Source organism: Olleya sp. Hel_I_94, from assembly GCF_007827365.1.
In the GTDB taxonomy this organism is placed as follows: domain Bacteria; phylum Bacteroidota; class Bacteroidia; order Flavobacteriales; family Flavobacteriaceae; genus Olleya.
Genome location: NZ_VISI01000002.1, coordinates 1,658,750 through 1,682,493 on the forward strand (window position 1 = coordinate 1,658,750; position 23,744 = coordinate 1,682,493).

A 23,744-nucleotide genomic window follows, 5' to 3' on the forward strand; every position below is an offset into this window, starting at 1 on the left:
AAATTATTCAACTAGCATATCGTTTAAAAACTTTATTTCGCTAATTAAATCACCATTATCGGAAAACCCTTGTATGGAAAGCAAATAATTTGTTTTTGTACCTTTGATTATTTTAAAAACCGATTGCCCTTTGCTATCGGTAACAACTATTGGCTTCCAATCCACCTCTTGTTCTAAATTATCTGAAGTATTAATATATTTGGGAGTATAATAAGTTTTTGCTTTGTCAAATCCTGATTCAAAAAAATGTTTTCTGAATAATTCCGTTATATTATTTTTATAATTTTCTGTAGTAAACACATGAAAAATGGTGATTTTTGATTCTCTTCTAAAAGCTATATCACTAATATCTTCCATCCTCATTTGCAAGGCACTAGGCAAGCTATAAGTATCCATCCCTTTACCATCCACTTTTAAAAATGCTTCTAAACCTCTGGCTACAAGATAGGTTTCCACACCTCTCCAATTAACCAAACTAGCAGCTTCTGTAGCTTTTAAATATTCAAATAAGGTTAGATTTTTGTTATAATAGTGTTCCGGAATCTCCATTGGGTCATAAAACATTATACTGTCTTCGTATTCTCTATATTTTTTCATAAAAGCCTTACTATCTAACCTCATCTTATGCGCTTTACTAGATTTAAGCTTCACTGTATCCAAGTAAGTTGAGTTAGTATATACATAATCCAAAACATTATTTTCGTGCTTTGTTTTATAAAAATCATCTACCACTAAAGGCGCTCCATTATTTTTATTGTAATAAAAACTATTTAAACTATTTGTTAGCTTTGGAATGCTATCAAAATACATGTTAAGAGGCTTGACTAATTGTTGACCATTGCGAATAAAACCTATTTTTATTGAATCCCCTTTGTACGCTATTAAATTTTTAAATTGAAAATTAAGTTTATTATTTAAATACGTTTTAGCCACAATTTGATTATCATCAGAGAGTAACACTAAATTATTTGACTTTAACGGACTTACTGTACCTGTTAGACTAAAACCAGATTCAAAATCATAACTATATTTAGGATTGTTATAATCCACAAAAGCTTTAGTCGTATACTGCGACCAACCTTGAGTTAAAAGTAACAAATCAATCTTTTTAGTTTTATCTTTAGTGTTTTGATTAAAATATGTCTCTGGATTTTCCACGTAGCCTTTAACATAAGGTGATAGCAAAAAAGCACTTTGTATTGTTGTATTTGGTTTATAATCTGTATCTGCTTTAAGCACTGAAATGCTTAAGTTACTTTTTACATTTAAACCGTTTAATTTAAGTTGATATATAATAGAATCTTGAAGAACATTTAACTTTTCAATTTCAATTGCTGAATATTTTTCAGGTTTGTCAATAAAAAACTGTCGTTCCAAAATTGGACTATTATTTTCAAAAACAGTAACGGTATTTACGCCACTAAATAAAGACTTTTTATTTAACTCTAAAACTACAGGTAGACTATCTTGAATTGTTAACTGAACAAAATCAAATATTTTATTTTTTTGATGAAACAATAACGTGTACTTAGGATTAATAGTTTTTAATGTTGCACGATTAGACTCAAGTTTTACACTAACAATATCTTTATTTGAAGAATTAACCTTTATTGAAACTCCTTTTTTATTTGCCTCAGGAATCATAACTTTTATAATAGTGTCTTTTATAAAAAACTCGGCTACATAAGACTCTGAAGGTTTATAATTAAACCTTACAAGACCCATCCCTAAATGATCCTCATTAAATGTGGTAATTTCTTTTTGATTTGAATCTAAAACGCGTCCACTAAATGCACTGCTTTTACCATTAACCAATACCTTTAACCCTAATGTATTGTTAACATCCTCTAAAAGATAACCGCCTTCCGGAAACACCTGAGCGTCATATACTGTATGCTTTAATGTGTTTGTTTTAGGTTTTGGGATATTTCCTTTTATAAAAACCTTAGAAACAAAGGTATTAGTCTCTCCAAAGTTTTTCATGTAATTAGTGTTAGCTTGGATGAAGTAAAACCCTTCTGGTAAATCTTGATAAAACTGAAATTGTCCAACACCAACACCATTTGTGATTAAGATATTTTTAGTGTCTATAAGAATACCATTATCCGAAAATAAACTTACATGTAATACAGATGTTTGTACAGAAGGCTTATTATAAGCGTCGGAAACATAGGCTTTAAACCAAATAACATCTTCAGCAGAATAGCTTGTTTTATTAGTATGCACATACACTTTTTCAAAAAGTAATTGGTCTTTTTGTAAGGCGTTAATAACAGAATCGAAAGTATTACTTTGCGCGAATGCAAGTTGCGTAATAAAAATAAAAACAAACCTTAGATTATATTTCATTTTAATTGATTGATTGATTGATTGATTGATTGCCAATCAAATTACACAAAATCAGCGAAATAAATACTAAAGCGTAGAAAATAAAAATGCAACTAAACGGAAGAAGCGTTACTTTAACCAAGTAAGGATTAAATAATAGGAACCCAGATTTGCTCTTCAACTTCAGGATTTGAAGGATGATAATCTTTTGGAAGTTTTTCAAAATGCGGTCTATCGTCTAAGCCGTAACCAGACTCAGGCAACCAAGTCGTATGTATATATTGCCACGCTTTAAAAAAACCATCTGGTTTACCCTTATAATTAAACACAGCATACAGTCCTTTTTTTATTATTAACGTTGCCATATTTTGAGGCACAGTATCAAAATTAGACACCTCTACTCCAACCCATTTTTCAAAAGTTGTATTTGGAGTCATTTTAGCATAATCAAAATCGTGATAAATCTGAATAGATAATTTTTGAGTACTAACACGATTTTTGATTTGATTAAGTCTTGGCATAAACTGACGTGCTAAATCACCAGTTCCTTGTGCATTGGTTATAAAGGTCAAGTTATCTTTTAAACCAATTACCAAAATTGCATTGGATGTTATAATTTTAGGCGTCATCATTACATATTTGTTTTAATAACCATAAATAATCTGACCTATGTTTAACAAAATCTTTATCTGAGATGTCAATAATTTTGACATTAAATTCGGTTTGACTTTTCAAAAACTCCAAATAACCTGCATTAATTTTTTCCAGGTAATCATCTTCAATTTCGCTTTCATACTTACGACCACGTTTTTTTATATTAGCCTGAAGACGCTCTGTATTTTGGTATAAATAGACAAACAAATCTGGTTTTGCAATGTCTTTGTACATCAAGTAAAATAGTTTACGATACAGCTTAAACTCGTCTGGTTGCAGTGTGATTTTAGAAAAAATTAAAGATTTAAAAACATCATAATCGCTTACAATAAAATCTTTAAACAAATCTAATTGCCCTAAGTCGTCTGTTATTTGCTGGTAACGATCTGCAAGAAAAGACATTTCTAAAGTAAAGGCGTAACGTTGCGGTTCTTTATAAAATTTTGGTAAGAAAGGGTTATCTGCAAAACGCTCTAACACTAACTTAGCATTAAAATCGGAAGCTATTTGTGTGGACAAACTGGTTTTACCTGCTCCAATATTACCTTCAATAGCAATATAATTATGTTTAGAAAAGTCAAATTGTTTATTTGGGTTTTTCAACCAAATTTTAATTTGTTCTAATTCATTAGTATCCTCACAAATAGCTAACAAATCATCAACAGATTGTTTTAGTTTTGGATGGATAAAACTGCCTGCAATTAGCTGTAAAGGCTCCAATACAAAACGACGTTTATGAGCTTCGGGATGCGGAATTATTAAATTTTTATCTTCAATAATTTCATCTTCAAAAAATATAATATCTAAATCTATTATTCTGGACTCATACCCTTCTGTTTGCTTTGGAGTACGTCCTAATTTTTTTTCAATTTGCATCAACACACTTAAAACCTTTTTAGGTTTAAGCGTTGTTTTTACAGCAATACATGTATTTAAAAAATCATCACCTTCAAACCCAAAGGCTTTACTTTGATACACTTTTGCTATACTTATAATAGTCCCAACTTCTGCAAACACAGCGTCTACAGCGTTTTGTAAGTTTTTAAACTTATCGCCTTTATTACTTCCTAATGCTATGTATACTGTTTTAATCTCCTGCATAATTTCTTCAGCAAAATAACTAAAAGAAATTCACTTAGTGCTTATCTTTATCAAATCTGTTAATAAGTTTTTATGACCTTAAAAGACAAATTGCTTGCTCAAAAAATCTATCTACTTCTAGGTGCGCTTTTTATAACCTCCTTAGTGGTATCTAATCTTATTTTTCAAAAATTTTTTTATTGGTATCCTTTTGATATTGAAATTTTTGGTTCAAAATTATTTGAAGTTTCCGTAGGCATTTTACCTTATCCAGTCACCTTTTTAATCACGGATTTAATAAGTGAGATTTACGGTAAAAAACGTGCTAATCAAGTAGTTATTGGCGGAATATTTGCTTCGTTTTTTTCATTATTAATAGTCTTTACCGCTAATGCTGTTTCTGCAACAAGCTGGTCGCCTGTTAATGATAGCCTATTTACTACTGTATTTGGTAATACCATGATTGCTGTTTTTGCTAGCATGATGGCTTATTTATTAGCACAATTAGTAGACATCCAGATTTATCATTTTTGGAAACGCATTACTAAAGGCAAGCATTTATGGCTACGTAATAACTTTTCGACTTTTTTATCGCAGTTTGTTGACACCTTTTCTGTACTGTTTTTATTATGTGCTTTTGGCGAGATTAGTTGGGACCGATTTGCAGGTTTACTAATTAGCGGTTTTATATTTAAAGTTATAATTGCAGTGTTTGATACACCTTTTTTATACTTGGGTGTTTACTTATTTAAAAAACGCTTTAAACTTAAGCAAAACGAAGAATTACAACTACTTTAACAAATGCTAAACTTTTATTAAATACTTTTGTTTAAACAACTATTTACTTAATCTATACGTAGATAGAAAAAAGATTAAACAACACCATTTAATGAAAAAGAAGCTAAAAATCGCAGGTATATCATTACTAATTCTTGTAGCCTTATTAATTGCAAGTCCTTTTATTTTCCAGAGTCAAATAAAGGATATGGTTAGAAATTATATTAATGAAAGCGTAAATGCCAAAGTCACTTTTGATGATGTAGACTTAAGTTTTATACGAAGCTTTCCGCAGGCTAACGTTACTCTAGACAATTTAACAATATCCAATGTGGCTCCTTTTGAAAACGATACTTTAGCTAAAGTCCAAATCTTATCGTTAGACATGTCTATTAAAGAGCTTTTTAAAAATGCTAGCGAAGAGCCTATAATTATCAACTCAATAGCAATTGATAATGCATTTGTAAATTTAAAGACTAATAAAGATGGTGCTGTAAATTGGGATATTGCAAAAGCATCTAACACACCAACAACAGATAACAATTCAAGTAGTGATGGGTTTGTTTTTGATATAGAAAACTACAGCATATCCAACAGTGCGTTTAATTATTTAGATGAAACTAACAATACTATATTTAAAATTACCAATTTAAATCATTCCGGAAACGGAACCTTCTCTGGTGATGTATCTGAATTAGACACTAAAACAGAAGCCAACGTAACCTTTAGTATGGATGGCACGGAATTTTTAAGCAACAACAGTTTAAAACTAGACGCCTTAATAGATTTAGATTTAACAAACAGTAAATATACTTTTAAAGAAAACAAAGCTTTAATTAATGATTTACCATTAGAGTTTAAAGGCTATGTACAGTTAATAGAAGCTGGTCAGGATATTGATATTTCATTTGAAAATCCAGGATCTACGTTTAAAGATTTTTTAGCTGTTATACCAAAAACTTATGCTAAAAACTTAGACAATGTTGATACTAGTGGTAACTTTAAAATAAATGGAATAATTAAAGGTCAGTCTACTGAGACTACCATTCCGACATTAGATATTAATATACTATCAGACAATGCCTCTTTTAAATTTGCCGAACTACCTAAACGTGTAGAAAACATTAATATAAACGTAGAAATTAAAAATGATAACGGAATCGTAGATGATACTTATGTTAACATTAATACATTAAATTTTAAAATAGACCAAGATCAATTTAAGAGTTCGGCCACTATTAAAAATTTAACCAAAAACATGTTAGTTAATGCTAATTTAGATGGTGTTTTAAACTTAGCAAACTTAACAAAAGCGTACCCAATTGAGTTAGAAAATGAATTAAAAGGAATTTTAAAAGCAAAACTAAATACTAGTTTTGATATGAATGCTATTGAAACTAATGCCTATGAACGCATTAAAAACAACGGAAGCGTTAGTCTATCGGATTTTGTGTTTTCATCTGCAGATATTGTAAATCCAATTAACATCTCTAAAGCTTCCATAAATTTTAATCCAGGCACTATCACTTTAGATAATTTTATAGCTACAACAGGTCAATCAGACCTAAATGCAACTGGAAGTATTAATAATTTACTTGGCTTTTTATTAAGTGATAAAAAACTAGAAGGAAACTTTAATGTTAAGTCTAATATCTTTAAAATTAGCGATTTTATGGTTGAAGGAGGCAGCAAAGCACCTATCAATCAAAGCACAGAACCTGCTACTGCTTTAAAAATTCCAGCATTTTTAAATTGTACCATTATGGCAGATGCAAAAACTGTGTATTATGATAACTTAATATTAAAAGATGTTAAAGGAAGTCTTAAAATCGCAGATGAGACTGCACAATTAAACAATGTAACCTCTAGTATATTTAATGGTAATTTAAGTCTAGAAGGATTAATAGACACCAAAACAGCAAAACCTACTTTTAATATGAATGTTGGTGCAAAAAACTTTGACATCGCACAATCATTTAATGACTTAAATTTATTACAAGCACTAGCTCCAATAACTAAAGCTTTACAAGGAAAACTAAATAGCTCAATTAACCTATCTGGTACATTAGGCGAAGACTTCACACCACTTTTAAACTCGATATCAGGAAACGCGTTAGCAGAGTTGTTAACAACCAAAATAGAACCTAAAAACAAACAATTGTTTTCGTTATTAGAAAGTAAATTAAACTTTTTAGATTTCAGTAAATTAGATTTAAAAGATTTAAAAACAAAACTCTCCTTTAATGATGGTCAGGTTAGCGTTAATCCTTTTGATATAAAATATAAAGATATTAAAATGACTGTTGGTGGATCACACACGTTTAGTAACACAATGAATTATCAAGTTGTATTAGATGTACCAGCAAAATATCTAGGTACAGAAGTCAACAACTTAATAAACAAAATAAATGATGCAGCTGTAAATGATATTAAAATACCTGTGACCGCAACCATTTCTGGAAACACTTTAAAACCACAAGTAACTACAGACTTAACAAGTGGTGTAAAAAACCTAACCTCGCAATTAATTGAAATAGAAAAACAAAAACTTATTAATAAAGGTAAAGACAAACTTACCGATGTTGTTGGTAACATATTAGGCGGAAACAAACCTAAAGACAGTACATCAACACAAAGTAATGGTGGTGTTAAGGATGTTTTAGGAAACATACTAAATGGAAATAACACGCCAAAAGACACAACCAAAACTACAAATGACAAGCCTAAAGACCAAGTAAAAGATGCTATAAAAGGCTTGTTTGGCAAAAAGGATAAGTAGTAGTATTTTAAAACTTTAACATTTAATAGTCGTTTTTATATGTTTTTTTAATGAATTTTAGTCGTTTGGGCTATTTCCTAAAAAGATATTGTTAATAATTAGGAAATGTCAAAAATAATGTTAGATTGTACGTATAACTTTAAAACAATTTGGACTGAATGAGGCAATTAAAAATTACCAAGCAAGTTACCAACCGCGAATCTAAATCACTAGACAAATACTTACAAGACATTAGCAAACTTCCCATGATTACAGCAGAGGAAGAGGTCGAGTTAGCTCAAAAAATTAGAGAAGGCTGTCAAAAATCTTTAGATTTACTTACCACTGCTAACTTACGTTTTGTAGTTTCTGTTGCAAAACAATATCAAAACCAAGGATTAACATTACCTGATTTAATTAATGAAGGTAATGCTGGACTTGTAAAAGCTGCCAAGCGTTTTGATGAAACTAGAGGATTTAAATTTATATCTTATGCTGTTTGGTGGATCAGACAAGCAATTCTTTCTGCTTTAGCAGAACAATCTAGAATTGTAAGATTACCATTAAATAAAATTGGATCTATAAATAAAATTAGAAAAGTAACCTCTCACCTAGAGCAAGTTAATCAAAGACCTCCTAGCGCTTCAGAAATCGCAAAAGAGCTTGACCTAACTATAAGTGATGTAAAGCAATCCATGAAGATTTCTAGTAGACATGTCTCTATGGATGCACCTTTAAAAGAAGGTGAAGATTATAGCTTATATGACTTAGTTAGCTCTAACGACTCTCCAAATCCAGATACGCAGTTAATGCGTGAGTCATTAAATACTGAGATTGACAGAGCTTTAGAAACTTTAACACCTAGAGAAAGTGATGTTATTAGACTTAACTTTGGTTTAAGTGATCAACCAGCAATGACACTAGACGAAATAGGTCGTACATTTGACTTAACACGTGAGCGTGTAAGACAAATTAGAGAAAAAGGAATCAGACGTTTACGTCAAACTTCTAAGAGTAAGATATTAAAAACCTATTTAGGATAAACTAAATAGACTTTTTTAGATATTAAATAGTAAAAAAATGCAATATTAATTTGAATTATATTTTAATTTAATAGATATTTGCACCAGATTTAAAATTTAGATATGTTAAGAATTGAAATAAAAGAAGGCGAAAATATAGAACGTGCTCTAAAACGTTACAAACGTAAGCACAGAAACGTAAAAGTTATGCAAAACTTAAGAGAGAAGCAATACTTTACTAAGCCATCTGTAAAAAACAGAAGACAGATACAAAAAGCTAGTTATATTCAAGGTCTTAGAGACGCAGAGAATATATAATTAAAGCTTTAATTTATATAAATAAACCACGCATTTTTAAATGTCGTGGTTTTTTTGTTGACTTTTATTTAGTAATAATCTTATATTATTAGAGAAGTGTAGTGCTTATTATAACGTGTTTATATCAACCCAACTAGTAGTTTTATTTATAAATTTTAAACACAACCTTAAAAACACTTTAAACCCTTACTATCGTTAATCTGAGATCGGACTCATACCTGTAAGCGTCTAAGCTATTTGTTATAATTATTTATAGTCGCGGATTACAAATCCACGTAAACAAGTAAAACGACCTTGATTATTCCTATTAAGGTTAGGTCTCGACAGATTAGATATTTTAACATCCAGGACAACTTATACTTTGTTCATCATTTAGAGGCTTTTTGGGAATGTCATTTAATTTCCAACCATTTTTTTTAGTCCAATATTTTTTTCTTTTTTCAATATTTTTAATTCTTCGTTCTGATTCATGTTTCCAAAATGAATTAGGATGATTTTTAATTAATTTTTCATATTCATTAATTATGGAATCAGGATTATTTTTGCTTTCATCAAGAACGATGTTTTCGTATTGCTTAAATGGATTTATATATAATTTTTTAAGAGAATCTAACTCTGCGTTTAGCTTCTTATTTGAATTTTTAAGTTCATTTAATTCTTTACTTAAAAAATCATCTTCCTTTTCGCAATTAGTAAAGACACAAAAGAGACTTAAAAAAAGTAAAATTGACAACTGGTTTTTTGATTTTTTCATATTGATTTGTATTAGGTTGCTCAAATCAAAAAAAAACTTCTAAACTAATTTATTTTTCAAAAAACAATGCATTTCTTCGAAAAAGCCATTTTTTTCAAAATGTTGCTGTGGTTAAAACCACACTTGGGACTTTTTTGGGTCAAAAGCTTAAAAATTCAACTTCAAAATCACCATCTAACAAACCTTTCATAATAATAGGATTACCGTTAGAATAAAATTTTAAAGCAGGTTTACTAACTACTTGATTTAGTATACCGTGTTGTTCCAACACCGTTTTGGTTTGTCTAGCAACTGCAGCACCAGAATCTATAATCTTAACATGACTTGGTAGAAGTTTTAAAAGCTGAGGAACTAAATATGGGTAATGTGTACACCCTAAAACTAGATAATCAATATTTGCTTGTATCATAGGTTTAAGATACGTTTTAAGCAAATCTGTCATTTGACTAGATACGATATTACCGCTTTCTATTAATTGTACAATACCTTCGCCTTCTTGCTCAATAATAGTAATACCATCACTATACAACAAAGAGGTGTTGTGAAACAACTCACTACTTAAGGTACCTCTAGTAGCCAAAATACCTATGGATTTAGTTTTTGTATTTAAAGCAGCTGGTTTTATAGCAGGTTCTATACCAATAATAGGTGTCTTATATTTTTGTCTAAGGTGTTTAATAGCATTAGTCGTGGCTGTATTACAAGCCACTACAATTAACTTACTGTTTTGATTAAGCAGATACTCTGTATTTTTCTCAGAAAGCGCTATAATAGCCTCTCTTCCTTTTGGACCATATGGTGCATTAATACTATCTGCAAGATAAATTGTATTCTCGTTAGGAAGTAATCCATGAATAGCTTTCCAGATGGATGTTCCACCTACTCCAGAATCAAAAATACCAATGGGTTGTTTACTCATAATTATAAATAAAAAAAGCTGTCTAAAGTTAGACAGCTTTTTTTAATTTGAAAGGGATTTTAATTAAAATCCTAATTCTTTTTGAACGTCTTTTAAAAGGTCTTTACCTGCAGCCATAATTACTCCAGATCCTTGAGAAGAATCTAATACGTAATTAAAACCTTGTGCTTTACCAACTTTTAAGATAGCTGCTTTAGCTTTTTCTGTAATTGGCTTTAATAAATCTAATTCCTTTTTTTCTATTTGTCGTTGAGAGTCTGCTTGAAACTGACGGATACTTTGTTGCATTTGTGCTAACTCTTCACCACGTTGTTGGTTTACTTCGTTAGTTTTTGTAGGTGCTTCAGCTTCATATTGCTTAGCTTTAGTTTGGTATTCTTGTACCATTTCTTGGATATCTGCTTCATATGTTTTACCCATTTTTTCCATTTCAGCTCTAGCTGAAGTCATTTCTGGCATAGACTCTACAAGGACTCCTGTATCAATATGAGCTACTTTGGTTTGAGCATTTGTAAAACTTGTTGCACCAATAAATAATGCTGCTGCAAATAAAAGTGTTTTAATTTGTTTCATTTTTTAAAAAGTATTTGTGTGTTATAATTATTAATAGTTGTCTTAGTTATCCTCGTTGTCTTCGCTCTGCTTTTCGTCTTTAGCTTTATTACGGTCTTCTAAGATTTTCTTCTTTTTAGCTTCTAGCTCTAATTTTCTTGCTGCTCTATCTGCAAGTTTTTGTTGTCTTCTTTCTTCTAAAATCTCTTCTCTTGTTTTAGGAGTTTGATCTTGCTTAGCGCTTTCGTCTTCATTTACATTTTCAGGAGCGTCATTGGTATCACTTTCGGTATTACCATTTCTTTCATTAAGCTTATCCTCTCTTGCTTTTGCACGATCTTCTAATATTTTAGCTCTTCTGTCTGCTGCTTCTTGCTTTTTAGCTTCTCTAGCTTCTAATATTTCTTTTTTTCTTGCTTCTGTCGCAGCTTCTCTTGCTGCTTTTTTATCATCTAATATCTTTTGACGTTCTTCTTGGGCATCATTTATTTCTACTATAACATCTTCGTCTTTAGCTTCTTTTCTTTCTGCCTTATTTTTTGCTTGTGTACGCTTTGATGCTCTAGAAATAGTTCTGATAATTTGCTCACTCATATCAAATCGCTCAGCAGAATATAACATGACTACGTCTGCTGATTTATCAAAAACAAAATCATACTTTTTAGCTTTAGCAATATCTTGCACTGCTTGAAAAATTTGATCTTGAACAGGCTGCATTAATTGTCTTTTCTGGATAATTAAATCTCCATTTGGACCAAAACGTTTTTGTTGATAATCTAAAATCTCTTTTTCTTCAAACAATAGATCTTCTTCACGCTCGTCAATCAGCTCTTTAGTTAGTAAGGCTTTTTCGTTATTAAGCGCTTCACGCTTTTGTTTAACATCATTAAGCTTACCTTCTATTTCTGTTTTCCATTTTTGGACTTTGCTTTCTAATTGACTTGTAGCTTCAGTATATTCTGGAATGTTTTCTAAAATATATTCTGTATCAATGTAACCAATCCTAACGCCACGCTGTGCACTAGCAGAAAAACCTGCAGCTAGCATTACCAATACAATAAGAACTTTTATTTTCATTTTGGAATTTGTTTTATTATTTCTTGATTATAAACTCAAAATAACTTGATTCATTGTTAAGTGAATAGTTTTTTTGAGTAAGTATTTTCAAAATAACGAATTTTAATTTTAAAAATTTTAATTCTTTTATCAAATCCTTGTTAGGTTATTAGAAAATATCGTGCCAAAAATATAAAAAACAAAAAAACTATGATTGTTATTTACTGATTTAATTAGGATTATAAGCTATTAATTAAAATTGTTGACCAATTATAAAGTGAGTTTCCCATCCATGTTTAACGGATCCACCAGGTAAAGGATCAAATCCATGACCTAAGTCTATACCTAATAATCCAAACGCTGGCATAAAGATTCGGACTCCAAATCCTGCAGATCTTTTAAGTGTAAACGGATTGTAGTCTTTAAAATTATCATAAGATGAACCTGCTTCTAAAAACCCTAAGGCATATATTTTAGCAGATTGCTTTAATGTAATTGGGTATCTTAATTCTAATGAGAATTTGTTATAAATTGTACCACCATCTTGAGAAGATAATGCTTGGTTAGGATATCCACGTAATGCAACTGCTTCCCTACCATCTAAACTATAACTACCTAGTCCATCTCCTCCAACAAAGAAACGCTCAAAAGGAATCACACCTCTGTCTTGATTATAAGCTCCTAAAAATCCAAATTCAACACTTGGTCTAAGGACTAGTTTATCAACTAATCTAGTATACCAATCTCCTTTAAATTTAATTTTATAAAACTCCAACCATTTAAAACGTTCTTGGTCAATTTCGCTAATTCTAGCTGCAGCTTCATTTCTAAGAATAACGTTTGCATTTCCATCATTAACAATTGCTTGGTTCTCTGCTCTTTCTACACTTAAAGCAGTATAATCCACACTACTAAACATAGAGTAAGGTATAGATAGTTTTGCTGTTGCAGTAAAACTTGATCCTCCCATTGGGAAAATAGGATCATTAAATGTATTATTTCTGCTTAGTCCTAATGTATAAGATAAGTTATTAGAGTAACCGTCTCCAAACGTAAATAATCCAGTATTATAGTTTTTTAAATTGTAATGTTGAAAACTTACAGCTTGTGATAATGTGAAAAAATCATCTGGTGTTGATAAACGTTTTGCTAATCCAAAAGTTATACCTGTAATATTAAAACGTTTGTCTTTATCTGCATTTCCAGTAGTTGCATCATATAAAAATTGCTTTGTGTGCGATAATGATGTTGAAAACTGTACAGGTTTTTTACCTCCTAACCAAGGCTCAGAGAATGAAAAACTATAGGTTTGGAAAAATCTACTAGCTTGTAGTCTTAATGCTAATTTTTGACCGTCTCCCATTGGGATTGGTTTATAAGCATCTTTTTTGAAAAGGTCTTTAATAGAAAAGTTATTAAAAGATAATCCTAAAGTCCCTATAAAACCTCCTCCACCGTAACCTCCTTGAAGTTCGATTTGACTAGAACCTGATTCTACTAAAGAATATTCCATATCAATCGATCCTTCTTCTGGGTTTGGATTTTTAAAGTTAGGCGTTAACTGTTCTGCATCAAAAAATCCTAATTGACTTAGCTCTCTAATAGTACGTACTACGTTTTCTTTACTATATAATTCGCCTGGTCTTGTTCTAATCTCTCTATAAATAACGTGATCGTTAGTCTTTTTGTTACCAACTACAGATACCTTATCAAAATATACAGGTTTACCCTCTGATATTCTAATTTCCATATCAATTACATTACCATCTGCATTAACCTCAACTGGATTAATTGTTGAAAACAAATACCCATTGTTTTGATATAAATTTGTTAAATCATCACCATCAGGCTTTGTATTATCTGCAATTCGTTTTTGAAGTTGTACACCATTATATGTATCTCCTTTTTCAATACGTAGCTTTCTTTTTAAAACCTCATCAGAGTATACTGTATTACCAATAAATGTTACCTCTCCAAAAGTGTACTTTTCTCCTTCTTCTAATTTAATATTTAATGATACAGTTTTATTATCATTAATAATTAACGAGTCAGAAATTATCCTAGCATCTCTGTATCCAACCTCTTTATATCTATCGATTAAGCTAGATAAGTCTTCTTTATAGTCTGCTTCAATAAATTTAGAACGTTTTAAAATTCTAATAGGATTAATTTTTTTGGTGTTTTTCATAGCTTTTCTAAGCTTCTTATCGCTTAAAACACTATTACCTTCAAAATCAATACTTTTTACTTTAACTTTTTGACCTCTATCAATAGCAACCACCATGTTTACAAGAGACTTGGCAATTGAGTCGTTTTTAATTTCGGTAGTTTTTACTTGCACATTGGCATTTAAAAAACCGTCTTTTTTATATTTATTCTCTAAATAATTTTTTGTAGTAGTTACTAAGTTTTCAGTGACTTTAGTACCTTTTTGAAGCTTATTTTCTTTAAGAATTGTTTCGTGTTTACCTTTTTTAACACCAGTAATTTTAACTTCATTAAGTTCTGGAAGGTCTGTTAATCTAATTTCGACAAAAGCACTATCGCCTTCTACTTTAAGCAAGTAAACTTCGATATCATTAAATAGGTTAGATTTCCATAGTTTTTTGATCGCGTCACTAATTTCTTCTCCAGGAATCATTACCTCACTACCTTTTCTTAATCCGGAATAGGTTATAATGGTTTGTTCACTAAAACTAGTGTTCCCTTTTACGGTAATTTCGGCTAGAATTAATTTTTTACCGTCTTCGTAGCTTAAATCTTGTGCTTTAACAGATAAAGCACTAATAAGCGTCAGTGCCAACAAGGTGTAATTTAAAATTGTTTTCAATGGTAATTGTTTAGCTAATTTGTTCACTGGTTTTCCCAAATCGTCGTTCTCTTTTTTGATATTCTATAATAGCTTCACATAAGTGTTGCTTTGTAAAGTCTGGCCAAAGTACTGGTGTAAAGTACAATTCTGCATAAGCTATTTGCCATAACAAAAAGTTACTAATGCGTTGCTCTCCACTTGTTCTAATAAGTAAATCTACATCTGGTAACGTCTGCGTGTAAAGATGTGCATTAAATACCGATTCGTCAATATTTTCTGTAGAAATTATATTATTTTTAACTTTAGTACTTATTTCTTTAACAGCATTTAGCAGCTCTTCTCTAGAGCCATAGCTTAATGCTAAAGTTAAATCCATGTGTGTATTGTCCTTAGTTAAATCCATAACTTCGTGCAACTCCTTATATACTTTTTTTGGTAAAGATTTTAAATTACCAATAGCTTTTAGTTTAATATTATTATCTAAAAGTGTTTTAATTTCTTTTTTTAATGAAGATACTAAAAGCTTCATTAATGTATCAACTTCTAACTTTGGACGATTCCAATTCTCTGTAGAGAAAGCGTACAATGTTAAATGTTTTATACCTAATTCTGCACAAGACTCTACAGTTTGACGTACAGATTTTGTTCCATTTTCATGACCAAAAGCACGCAACATACCTTTTTGTTTTGCCCAACGACCATTACCATCCATAATTATGGCAATGTGCTTTGGTAACTGTTTTTTATTTATTTGGTCTTGCATATTCACTTTAAAATCCGCAGTAACATGGGTTTTTTCCAAAGGTGTAAGTTAACGTTACGCCTGTAAAAGTATACCAATCATTATTATTTAAATTCCCAAAACTTCTGCTTGACAGTTCTCCTGCGTCTGGAACGCTTCCATCTAACTCGTCTGAGAAGGTGTAACGTGCTCCAACTTCAAAAGCTAAGACAAACTCTGGTGTCACAGCTGCTTTAAAACCAATTACCATTGGTATTCCCCAAGCATAGCTTTGTGTGTCCTCAGACTGTGTTTCTCCTAAATTATTGTAATAAAAGTTATCGTGTTGTACTACACTAAACCCTGTATATAAATATGGTGTTGCTACAAAATTACCTTGATGTAAATCAAAATCAAAAAAAGTAAATTCTAAACCAGCAGATAATTCTATAATCTGATTATTAAATTCAAATCCTCTAATTTGTCTGCTTGGATCGTCAGAGTCGTTATCTATTCCCTCTAATTCTGTAAAGGTCAAAGATATCCTATAAGAGTGTCTAGGACTTCTATTCCATTTATAAATAGCACCAATTGCTAATTGGCTAGGTGCAATATAGTCTGTAGCACCAACATCTCCAATAAAATTAGAACCACCCAAATACAACCCAAACTCGTTGATTTGTGCACTACTTAATTGTATACATAAAAATGTTAAAACTACTACTGTTAACTGCTTCATAAATCTTCAAAGTTTGCAAATATAATAAATAAGATTAGCCTATAACAATTTGATTGAAATAGTTACACTTTTAAACAGATTTAACAACAAATTATTGTTTAGTTTCTATTATCCTCACCCCAAAGTAGCTTTTTACGGAGTGTATCTAGAAAAGTTTCGTTATTTAAAACTATCATTTTAATAGTAAATGGTGCTTTTTTGATTGTGATAGTTGTTTTATTGGACAATGTTGCTATTCTAGAATCTAAGGATACTAAATGTTTTTTTTCGCGTCCATTAACTTTTAAAGTTATAACTGTAGTGTCGTCTATAACTAATGGTCTTGCACTTAAATTATGAGGTGCAATTGGTGTTAACACTAAACTTGCAGCATTAGGTGTAATTACTGGACCACCACAACTTAATGAGTAGCCTGTAGATCCTGTTGGTGTAGAAATTATTAAGCCATCACTCCAATATGACGTAAGATATTCTCCATTTAATTCGGTTTCAACCGTAATCATAGAGGTGGTATTTTTTCTGCTTACAGCAATTTCATTTAAAGCAAAATTGCAAGAATTAATTTCGGCGTTATCCTCAGAACTTTCAATAGTTAACAAACTACGCTCTGAAATAGCATATTTTTTATTCAAAATAGCGTGTATAGCGTCTTCAATCTGGTCATATTGGATAGTTGCTAAAAATCCTAATCTTCCTGTATTAACACCCACTATTGGTATATTTAAATCTCGCACTAATGTTATGGCTCTTAATATGGTACCATCTCCACCAATGCTTACTAAAAAGTCATAGCTAGAGTCTAGTGCAGTAAAAGTTTGATAAGCGGTATTTAATTTTGACGATACACCTTTATAAAAGGCATCCTCAATATTAACTTCAATATTTTTATTATTTAAAACATCTAACAATACCTCTAGAGATGCTAGTGGCTTTTTTTTCTGAAATTGGCTAAATATGGCAACTTTCATTATTACATGTTTAGGTATTTATTAAGATAATCAGAGCGCTCTTTTAAGCCATCCAAGTAACTATCTTCCTCGTGACCAGATACAATATTATAACTGTAACGTCTAAAAGTTTGCATGATCTCACTTAATCCTACATTACCAATTTTTAGAGTTATTTGTGCAATATCATTTTCTATTTTAGAAATAAACGCACCATATAATTTACCATCATTACTTTCTACAATCTGACTAATTTCGCTAAACGAATAATCTGGCAATCCTTTTTCTATGATTAAAACCGCTCCATTTTCTGAGAAAAAAGGGGTTTCATTAAATAATCCAATAATATCATTAAGCTCATAATACCCTAAATATTTATTACTGTTATTTAAAACAGGCATTATATTGGAAGAGTTTTGTGCAAAAGCCTCCAAAACATCCAACCAATTAGTATCCTCTCTAACAAAAAAACCTTCGGTAGCATAAGCACAATCCGAAATAACCTCAACTTTTTGAAAACAATGTGCATCATTCTCTGATATACATCCCATATACACACCTTCGTCATTTTTTATAGGAATATGAGAATAAGTCAACTGATTAAAAAGCAATTGCAAATCGCTTACTAACCCAGAATTAAGTAATGGTTTTATATCGTTTATTATGTAATCTGAAAGGTTCATTTTATTAAAACTTTAGTTTTGCAAATTAATTAAAAATTAGCACAAAAAGCCTCTTATACTTTGTATTTTTGTGTTTTAAATTATAGAATAGTATGACAAAATTAAGCGTAAATATCAACAAGATTGCTACTTTAAGAAATTCTCGTGGTGGCGACACACCAAATGTGGTTCAATTTGCTAAAGATGTACAACGTTTTGGTGCCGAAGGCGTCACTATACATCCAAGACCAGACGAACGTCATATAAGATACCAAGATGCTTACGATTTAAAATCTGTAGTTTATACCGAGTATAATATTGAAGGTAATCCAATCCCAAAATTTATGGATATGGTTTTAGAGTTACAACCAACACAAGTAACCTTAGTACCTGATAGTATTGACACATTAACAAGTAATGCAGGTTGGGACACCATTAAAAACAAAGCTTTTTTAGTTGAAGTAATAACTGAATTTAAGAAAAAAGGCATCAGAACATCTATTTTTGTCGATCCTGATTTAGCACAAATAGAAGGTGCCAAAGCAACAGGAACAGATAGAATTGAGTTATATACCGAAGCTTTTGCACATCAATACAGTTTAGGTAACAAAGAAGCCATATTACCTTATACAAAATGTGCCGAACTAGCCAATAAATTAGGACTTGGTGTTAATGCAGGACATGATTTATCCTTAGATAACATACAATACTTTAAACAAAATATGCCTGGATTACTAGAAGTATCCATAGGTCATGCTTTAGTTTCTGAAAGTTTATATTTAGGAATAGAAAACGTGGTTAACATGTATAAAAATAAACTAAAATAAATCCATATGCTCTTACACTCAAATATTATTGGAGAAGGAAAACCATTTGTAATACTACATGGCTTTTTAGGCATGAGTGATAATTGGAAAACTTTAGGTAATCAATTTGCTGAGCATTTTCAAGTCCATCTTGTAGACCAACGTAATCATGGTAGAAGTTTTCATGACGACAATTTTTATTATGAAGCTTTAGCTGAAGATTTAAAACATTATTTTGACGCTAATAATATAAAGGATGCCATATTATTAGGACATTCCATGGGCGGAAAAACAGCTATGCTTTTTGCAACGCAATATCCAAAACTTGTAAGCAAACTTATAATAGCAGACATATCACCACGTTTTTACCCAATACATCATGACGCTATACTAGAAGGTTTGAATAGCCTAGACTTAAATGTCATAAAAAGCAGAGGTCAAGCCGACAAACAACTAGCAAACTATGTGTCAGATTCTGGGACAAGACAGTTTTTATTAAAAAATCTATATTGGATTGAAAAAGGAAAATTAGCACTAAGGATGAATTTAGATGTTTTAACCGAAAACGTATCCGAAGTTGGAGAGGCATTACCAATACACGCTAAATTTGAAGGAGACACACTGTTTTTAAGAGGTGATAAAAGCGAATATATAGGCAATCAAGACCAAGCAATTATTAAAAATCACTTTCCAGAAGCCAATATTATTACCATCAGTAATGCTGGACATTGGTTACATGCAGAAAACCCAGAAGATTTTTATAATGCTGTAACAAATTTTGTAAATTAAGGTCTAATAACTAAAACATAAATTATGAATTTAATTTTAAGATTACTACTTAACGCTATAGCTGTATTTGTTTTAGCACATATATTAAACGGAGTTGTGGTAGAAAGCTATCTAACTGCAGTAATTGTTGCCATAGTATTATCTATTTTAAACCTATTAATCAAACCTATACTTGTAATACTAACCTTTCCTATAACCATCTTAACCTTAGGGTTATTTTTATTTGTTATTAATGGTTTAATAATACTATTAGCAGACAAATTTATTGATGGCTTTGCTGTATCAAGTATTTGGACAGCCATATTATTTAGTATTCTACTATCAATTTTACAATCCCTATTACAATCCTTTTTAAAATCAGATACTAAAACTAAGTAAAACTTAAAAATAGTCTGTAACACAACATGTTAAAAACTTTGCAATACTATAAAAAAGTAGTACTTTTGCACACCTTTTTAATTAAAAAAAACTAGTGTTAAATGCCCTTTTAGGGCTTTATATCATTTATAAATGAATATTACAAGAGAAAACATTGATGCATTAAATGCTGTAGTAAAAGTAGAAATCGTTAAAGAAGATTATAACGATAAGGTTGAAAAAATCTTAGTAGACTACAGAAAAACAGCTAACATCCCAGGATTTAGAAAAGGTCAAGTACCAATGGGAATGGTAAAAAAACAATACGGTAAAGCAGTATTAGTTGATGAAGTAAACAAATTACTTCAAGATGCATTAAACAAATATTTAACTGAAGAAAAATTAGATGTATTAGGGCAACCATTACCTAAGCAGCAAGAAGAAATAAACTGGGAATCTGATTCTTTTTCATTTGAATTTGAATTAGGTCTAGCTCCAGAATTTAATGTTGATTTAAAAAGCAAAACAGCCATTACACATTACAACATCGTTGCAGATGACAAAATGATTGATGAGCAAGTTGAACGTATCCAAAAACAATACGGTAAAATCACACCTGAAACGGAAGTTACAAAGGATAGCGAAATCACTGGTACTTTTAAAAACGAAGAAAAAGAAATAGATAACACAGTTACTATTACTTTAGATAAGTTTAAAGGAAAAGCAACAGAAAAGAAATTTATTGGTGCTAAAGTTGGTGATGTAATTACATTAAAAACTAAAGGATTATACGAAGACGATCATGAATTAATGAACGCTTTAAAAATCCAACACGATGATGCTCACGGATTAGATATAGAAGTTACTTTTACTATAACAGAAATAAACAGACGTGAATTAGCAGATTTAGACCAAGATTTATTTGATAAACTTTTTGGAAAAGACGCAGTTAAATCAGCATCAGAACTTAAAGCTAAAATCAAAGAAGATGCAGAAAAGCAATTTGTACAACAATCTGATCAAAAGTTATTAAACGACGTAACAGAATACTTAGTTGACAACACTAAATTTGATTTACCAGCAGCATTCCTAACAAAATGGATGCAATCTGCAGGTGAAAAAGAAATGGATGAAGCAACAGCTAAAGAAGAATACGAAAAGTCAGAAAAAAGCTTACGTTACCAACTTATCGAAGGTAAATTAATGTCGGACAACGACCTTAAAGTAGACTTTGAAGACGTTAAAACAAATGCCAAAAACATGATTAAAATGCAAATGGCACAGTTTGGACAATTAAATCCTTCTGAAAAAGAATTAGATGACATCGCAGCACGTGTATTAGGAAACCAAGACGAAGTAAGACGTATTTCTGAGCAAGTAGTAAGTCAAAAATTACTGGACCTTTACAAAGAAAAAGCAAACATCAAGACTAAAGAAATGTCTTATGATGCTTTTGTTAAAGAAGTGTATGGTGATAAATAATAAATCTTCCCAAATATTTTTATCAATTTGATAAGAATGTATTAGGAACGGTTTAACAAAATAATCATTATCTTTAGGCGTTGTTTAGCAAGACTAAACAGCGCCTAATTTTTTCAATTAAAATAACATTTAAGCAGACTATGGATTACGGAAAAGAATTCGAAAAATTCGCTATAAAAGATCAAGGTATAAGTAGTACGTATTACAACAAAATTATAAGTAGTATGTATCCTACTAACTTAACGCCTAATATTATTGAAGAGCGTCAAATGAACATTGCTATATTTGATGTGTTTTCGCGTTTAATGATGGATAGAATTATATTTTTAGGAACAGGTATCAATGATCAAGTTGCTAATATTATTCAAGCGCAATTATTATTTTTAGAAAGTACAGATGCTAACAAAGACATCCAAATATACATTAACTCTCCAGGAGGAAGTGTTTATGCAGGATTAGGTATCTACGACACCATGCAATTTATTAAACCAGATGTTGCTACAATTTGTACAGGTATGGCAGCCTCAATGGGAGCAGTATTATTATGTGCAGGAGAAAAAGGTAAACGTAGTGGTTTAACGCACTCTCGCGTAATGATCCACCAACCTTTAGGTGGTGCACAAGGTCAAGCTAGTGATATAGAAATTACTGCGCGTGAAATTTTAATCCTAAAAGAAGAGCTTTATAAGATTATTAGTAAGCATTCTGGACAAGATTATGATAAAGTGTACGAAGACAGTGATAGAGATTACTGGATGAAAGCTGATAAAGCTAAGGAATACGGAATGATTGACGAGATTTTAGCTCGTAACTAAATATTTAAATTAAAGGGTCATGTTAATTATAAGTTTTAAATCAATTTATAACTTATAATTAACCTTTGGCTTTTAAACAAAAAAAATGGCAAAGGAAGAATTAGAATGTTCGTTTTGTGGTAGGAAAAAGCCAGAAACCAATTTATTAATTGCTGGTTTAGATGCACACATCTGTGATAGATGTATTGAGCAAGCACATGGTATTGTTGTTGAAGAATCTAAAGAAGAAGACACTAAAGATCTTTCAGCAGAATTAATGCTGAAGAAACCGCAAAAAATAAACAGCTTTTTAGATCAGTATATTATAGGGCAAGAATATACCAAAAAAGTAATGTCTGTAGCAGTTTACAACCACTACAAACGTTTATTACAACCGCCAACTAATGATGATATTGAAATTCAAAAATCAAACATTATAATGGTTGGGCAAACAGGTACAGGTAAAACATTAATGGCTAAAACCATTGCAAAAATGTTAAACGTACCTTTAGCTATCGTAGATGCAACTGTATTAACAGAAGCTGGTTACGTTGGTGAAGATGTAGAAAGTATTTTAACACGATTATTACAAGCTGCAGATTACAATTTAGATAAAGCACAAAAAGGAATTGTGTTTATAGACGAAATTGATAAAATAGCACGTAAAAGCGATAATCCATCAATTACAAGAGATGTCTCAGGAGAAGGTGTACAACAAGCTTTACTAAAACTTTTAGAAGGTACTGTAGTTAACGTTCCGCCAAAAGGTGGTCGTAAACATCCTGACCAAAAGTTTATTGAAGTCGATACCGAAAATATTTTATTTATTGCTGGTGGTGCTTTTGATGGTATTGAGCGTGTCATATCTAAACGATTAAATATGCAAGCTGTAGGATATAGCGCTTCTATAAAAGAAGATGTTGTAGACCATAATAATTTATTACAATACATTATCCCAAAAGACTTAAAAGACTTTGGTTTAATACCAGAAATTATTGGACGTCTACCTGTTTTAACTTACATGGATCCTCTTGACGGCAAAACGTTAAGAGCTATTTTAACAGAGCCTAAAAACGCCATAATCAAACAATATAAAAAGCTGTTTGAAATGGACGAAATAGAGCTGAGTATGACTGATGGTGCATTAGACTTTATTGTTGACAAAGCTATAGAGTATAAACTTGGTGCTCGTGGATTAAGAAGCTTATGCGAAGAAATCCTTACGGACGCTATGTTTGAACTTCCTGGTAGCGATACTAAAAAACTAAACGTAACAAAAGCTTACGCTGAACAAAAATTAAGCAAGACTACTATTAAAAAATTAAAAGCAGTCTCATAAATTATAGTTTACGCAATTAAAAAAAGCCACTTTAGACAGTTGTTTAAAGTGGATTTTTCTTATAAATTTAATATTTAA

General features: G+C 30.8%; 22 protein-coding genes. 10 read left to right on the forward strand and 12 right to left on the reverse strand.

The window, feature by feature from the left end; translation table 11 throughout:
• Positions 1-3: 3 nt before the first annotated feature.
• The 3 genes from JM82_RS10700 to folK all read right to left on the reverse strand — a co-directional run bounded on the left by JM82_RS10700 (position 4) and on the right by folK (position 4,083).
• Positions 4-2,349 (reverse strand): hypothetical protein, encoded by a 2,346-nt coding sequence (locus JM82_RS10700; protein WP_145003465.1) that lies wholly within the window; start codon positions 2,347-2,349, stop codon positions 4-6.
• Positions 2,350-2,477: 128 nt separating this feature from the next.
• Positions 2,478-2,960 (reverse strand): GyrI-like domain-containing protein, encoded by a 483-nt coding sequence (locus JM82_RS10705; protein WP_145003468.1) that lies wholly within the window; start codon positions 2,958-2,960, stop codon positions 2,478-2,480.
• Positions 2,947-4,083: a 2-amino-4-hydroxy-6-hydroxymethyldihydropteridine diphosphokinase gene (gene folK, locus JM82_RS10710; RefSeq protein WP_145003471.1), complete on the reverse strand. Its 1,137-nt coding sequence runs from the start codon at positions 4,081-4,083 to the stop codon at positions 2,947-2,949. Before folK ends, JM82_RS10705 begins: the two co-directional genes overlap by 14 nt.
• Positions 4,084-4,155: 72 nt before the next feature.
• On the opposite strand from folK, the gene JM82_RS10715 reads away from it, so the two are divergent.
• The 4 genes from JM82_RS10715 to rpsU all read left to right on the forward strand — a co-directional run bounded on the left by JM82_RS10715 (position 4,156) and on the right by rpsU (position 8,937).
• Positions 4,156-4,860, forward strand: coding sequence for a queuosine precursor transporter (locus tag JM82_RS10715; protein WP_145003474.1), 705 nt, complete (start codon positions 4,156-4,158; stop codon positions 4,858-4,860).
• Positions 4,861-4,951: 91 nt separating this feature from the next.
• Positions 4,952-7,618, forward strand: a complete 2,667-nt coding sequence (locus JM82_RS10720) for an AsmA-like C-terminal region-containing protein (protein WP_145003477.1) — start codon at positions 4,952-4,954, stop codon at positions 7,616-7,618.
• A 158-nt stretch (positions 7,619-7,776) separates the two neighbouring features.
• Complete coding sequence (locus JM82_RS10725) at positions 7,777-8,640, forward strand: RNA polymerase sigma factor RpoD/SigA (protein ID WP_145003481.1); 864 nt, start codon at positions 7,777-7,779, stop codon at positions 8,638-8,640.
• Between the two features lie 102 nt (positions 8,641-8,742).
• Positions 8,743-8,937, forward strand: a complete 195-nt coding sequence (gene rpsU / locus JM82_RS10730; protein WP_028283445.1) for a 30S ribosomal protein S21 — start codon at positions 8,743-8,745, stop codon at positions 8,935-8,937.
• Positions 8,938-9,274: 337 nt separating this feature from the next.
• Here the strand turns inward: rpsU and JM82_RS10735 are convergent, their stop codons facing one another.
• The 9 genes from JM82_RS10735 to JM82_RS10775 all read right to left on the reverse strand — a co-directional run bounded on the left by JM82_RS10735 (position 9,275) and on the right by JM82_RS10775 (position 18,120).
• Positions 9,275-9,691: a hypothetical protein gene (locus tag JM82_RS10735; protein ID WP_145003484.1), complete on the reverse strand. Its 417-nt coding sequence runs from the start codon at positions 9,689-9,691 to the stop codon at positions 9,275-9,277.
• A gap of 139 nt (positions 9,692-9,830) precedes the next feature.
• Positions 9,831-10,610, reverse strand: coding sequence for a glutamate racemase (gene murI / locus JM82_RS10740; RefSeq protein WP_145003487.1), 780 nt, complete (start codon positions 10,608-10,610; stop codon positions 9,831-9,833).
• A gap of 63 nt (positions 10,611-10,673) precedes the next feature.
• On the reverse strand, positions 10,674-11,183 hold the full coding sequence (locus JM82_RS10745) for an OmpH family outer membrane protein (protein WP_145003490.1): 510 nt from the start codon (positions 11,181-11,183) through the stop codon (positions 10,674-10,676).
• Positions 11,184-11,225: 42 nt separating this feature from the next.
• Positions 11,226-12,239: an OmpH family outer membrane protein gene (locus JM82_RS10750; protein ID WP_145003493.1), complete on the reverse strand. Its 1,014-nt coding sequence runs from the start codon at positions 12,237-12,239 to the stop codon at positions 11,226-11,228.
• Positions 12,240-12,471: 232 nt separating this feature from the next.
• Entirely contained in the window at positions 12,472-15,048 is a 2,577-nt protein-coding gene (locus JM82_RS10755) for an outer membrane protein assembly factor (protein ID WP_261375356.1), read from the reverse strand.
• A 10-nt stretch (positions 15,049-15,058) separates the two neighbouring features.
• Positions 15,059-15,793: an isoprenyl transferase gene (locus tag JM82_RS10760; protein WP_145006747.1), complete on the reverse strand. Its 735-nt coding sequence runs from the start codon at positions 15,791-15,793 to the stop codon at positions 15,059-15,061.
• A 7-nt stretch (positions 15,794-15,800) separates the two neighbouring features.
• On the reverse strand, positions 15,801-16,490 hold the full coding sequence (locus JM82_RS10765) for a DUF6089 family protein (protein ID WP_145003499.1): 690 nt from the start codon (positions 16,488-16,490) through the stop codon (positions 15,801-15,803).
• A 98-nt stretch (positions 16,491-16,588) separates the two neighbouring features.
• Entirely contained in the window at positions 16,589-17,458 is an 870-nt protein-coding gene (locus tag JM82_RS10770) for an NAD kinase (RefSeq protein WP_145003502.1), read from the reverse strand.
• Positions 17,459-17,460: 2 nt separating this feature from the next.
• Positions 17,461-18,120, reverse strand: a complete 660-nt coding sequence (locus JM82_RS10775) for a CBS domain-containing protein (RefSeq protein WP_145003505.1) — start codon at positions 18,118-18,120, stop codon at positions 17,461-17,463.
• 92 nt (positions 18,121-18,212) lie between these two features.
• Here JM82_RS10775 and JM82_RS10780 point away from each other — a divergent pair, with 92 nt between their 5' ends.
• The 6 genes from JM82_RS10780 to clpX all read left to right on the forward strand — a co-directional run bounded on the left by JM82_RS10780 (position 18,213) and on the right by clpX (position 23,666).
• Positions 18,213-18,926, forward strand: coding sequence for a pyridoxine 5'-phosphate synthase (locus JM82_RS10780; protein ID WP_145003509.1), 714 nt, complete (start codon positions 18,213-18,215; stop codon positions 18,924-18,926).
• A gap of 6 nt (positions 18,927-18,932) precedes the next feature.
• Positions 18,933-19,694, forward strand: coding sequence for an alpha/beta fold hydrolase (locus tag JM82_RS10785; RefSeq protein WP_145003512.1), 762 nt, complete (start codon positions 18,933-18,935; stop codon positions 19,692-19,694).
• 24 nt (positions 19,695-19,718) lie between these two features.
• Complete coding sequence (locus tag JM82_RS10790) at positions 19,719-20,072, forward strand: phage holin family protein (protein ID WP_145003515.1); 354 nt, start codon at positions 19,719-19,721, stop codon at positions 20,070-20,072.
• Positions 20,073-20,204: 132 nt separating this feature from the next.
• Positions 20,205-21,533 (forward strand): trigger factor, encoded by a 1,329-nt coding sequence (tig, locus tag JM82_RS10795; RefSeq protein WP_145003518.1) that lies wholly within the window; start codon positions 20,205-20,207, stop codon positions 21,531-21,533.
• A 140-nt stretch (positions 21,534-21,673) separates the two neighbouring features.
• Complete coding sequence (gene clpP / locus JM82_RS10800; RefSeq protein WP_145003521.1) at positions 21,674-22,348, forward strand: ATP-dependent Clp endopeptidase proteolytic subunit ClpP; 675 nt, start codon at positions 21,674-21,676, stop codon at positions 22,346-22,348.
• A gap of 85 nt (positions 22,349-22,433) precedes the next feature.
• Positions 22,434-23,666 carry an ATP-dependent Clp protease ATP-binding subunit ClpX gene (gene clpX / locus JM82_RS10805; RefSeq protein ID WP_099568831.1) on the forward strand — a complete coding sequence of 411 codons (1,233 nt, stop codon included), beginning with the start codon at positions 22,434-22,436 and terminating at the stop codon, positions 23,664-23,666.
• The last annotated feature ends 78 nt before the right edge of the window (positions 23,667-23,744 follow it).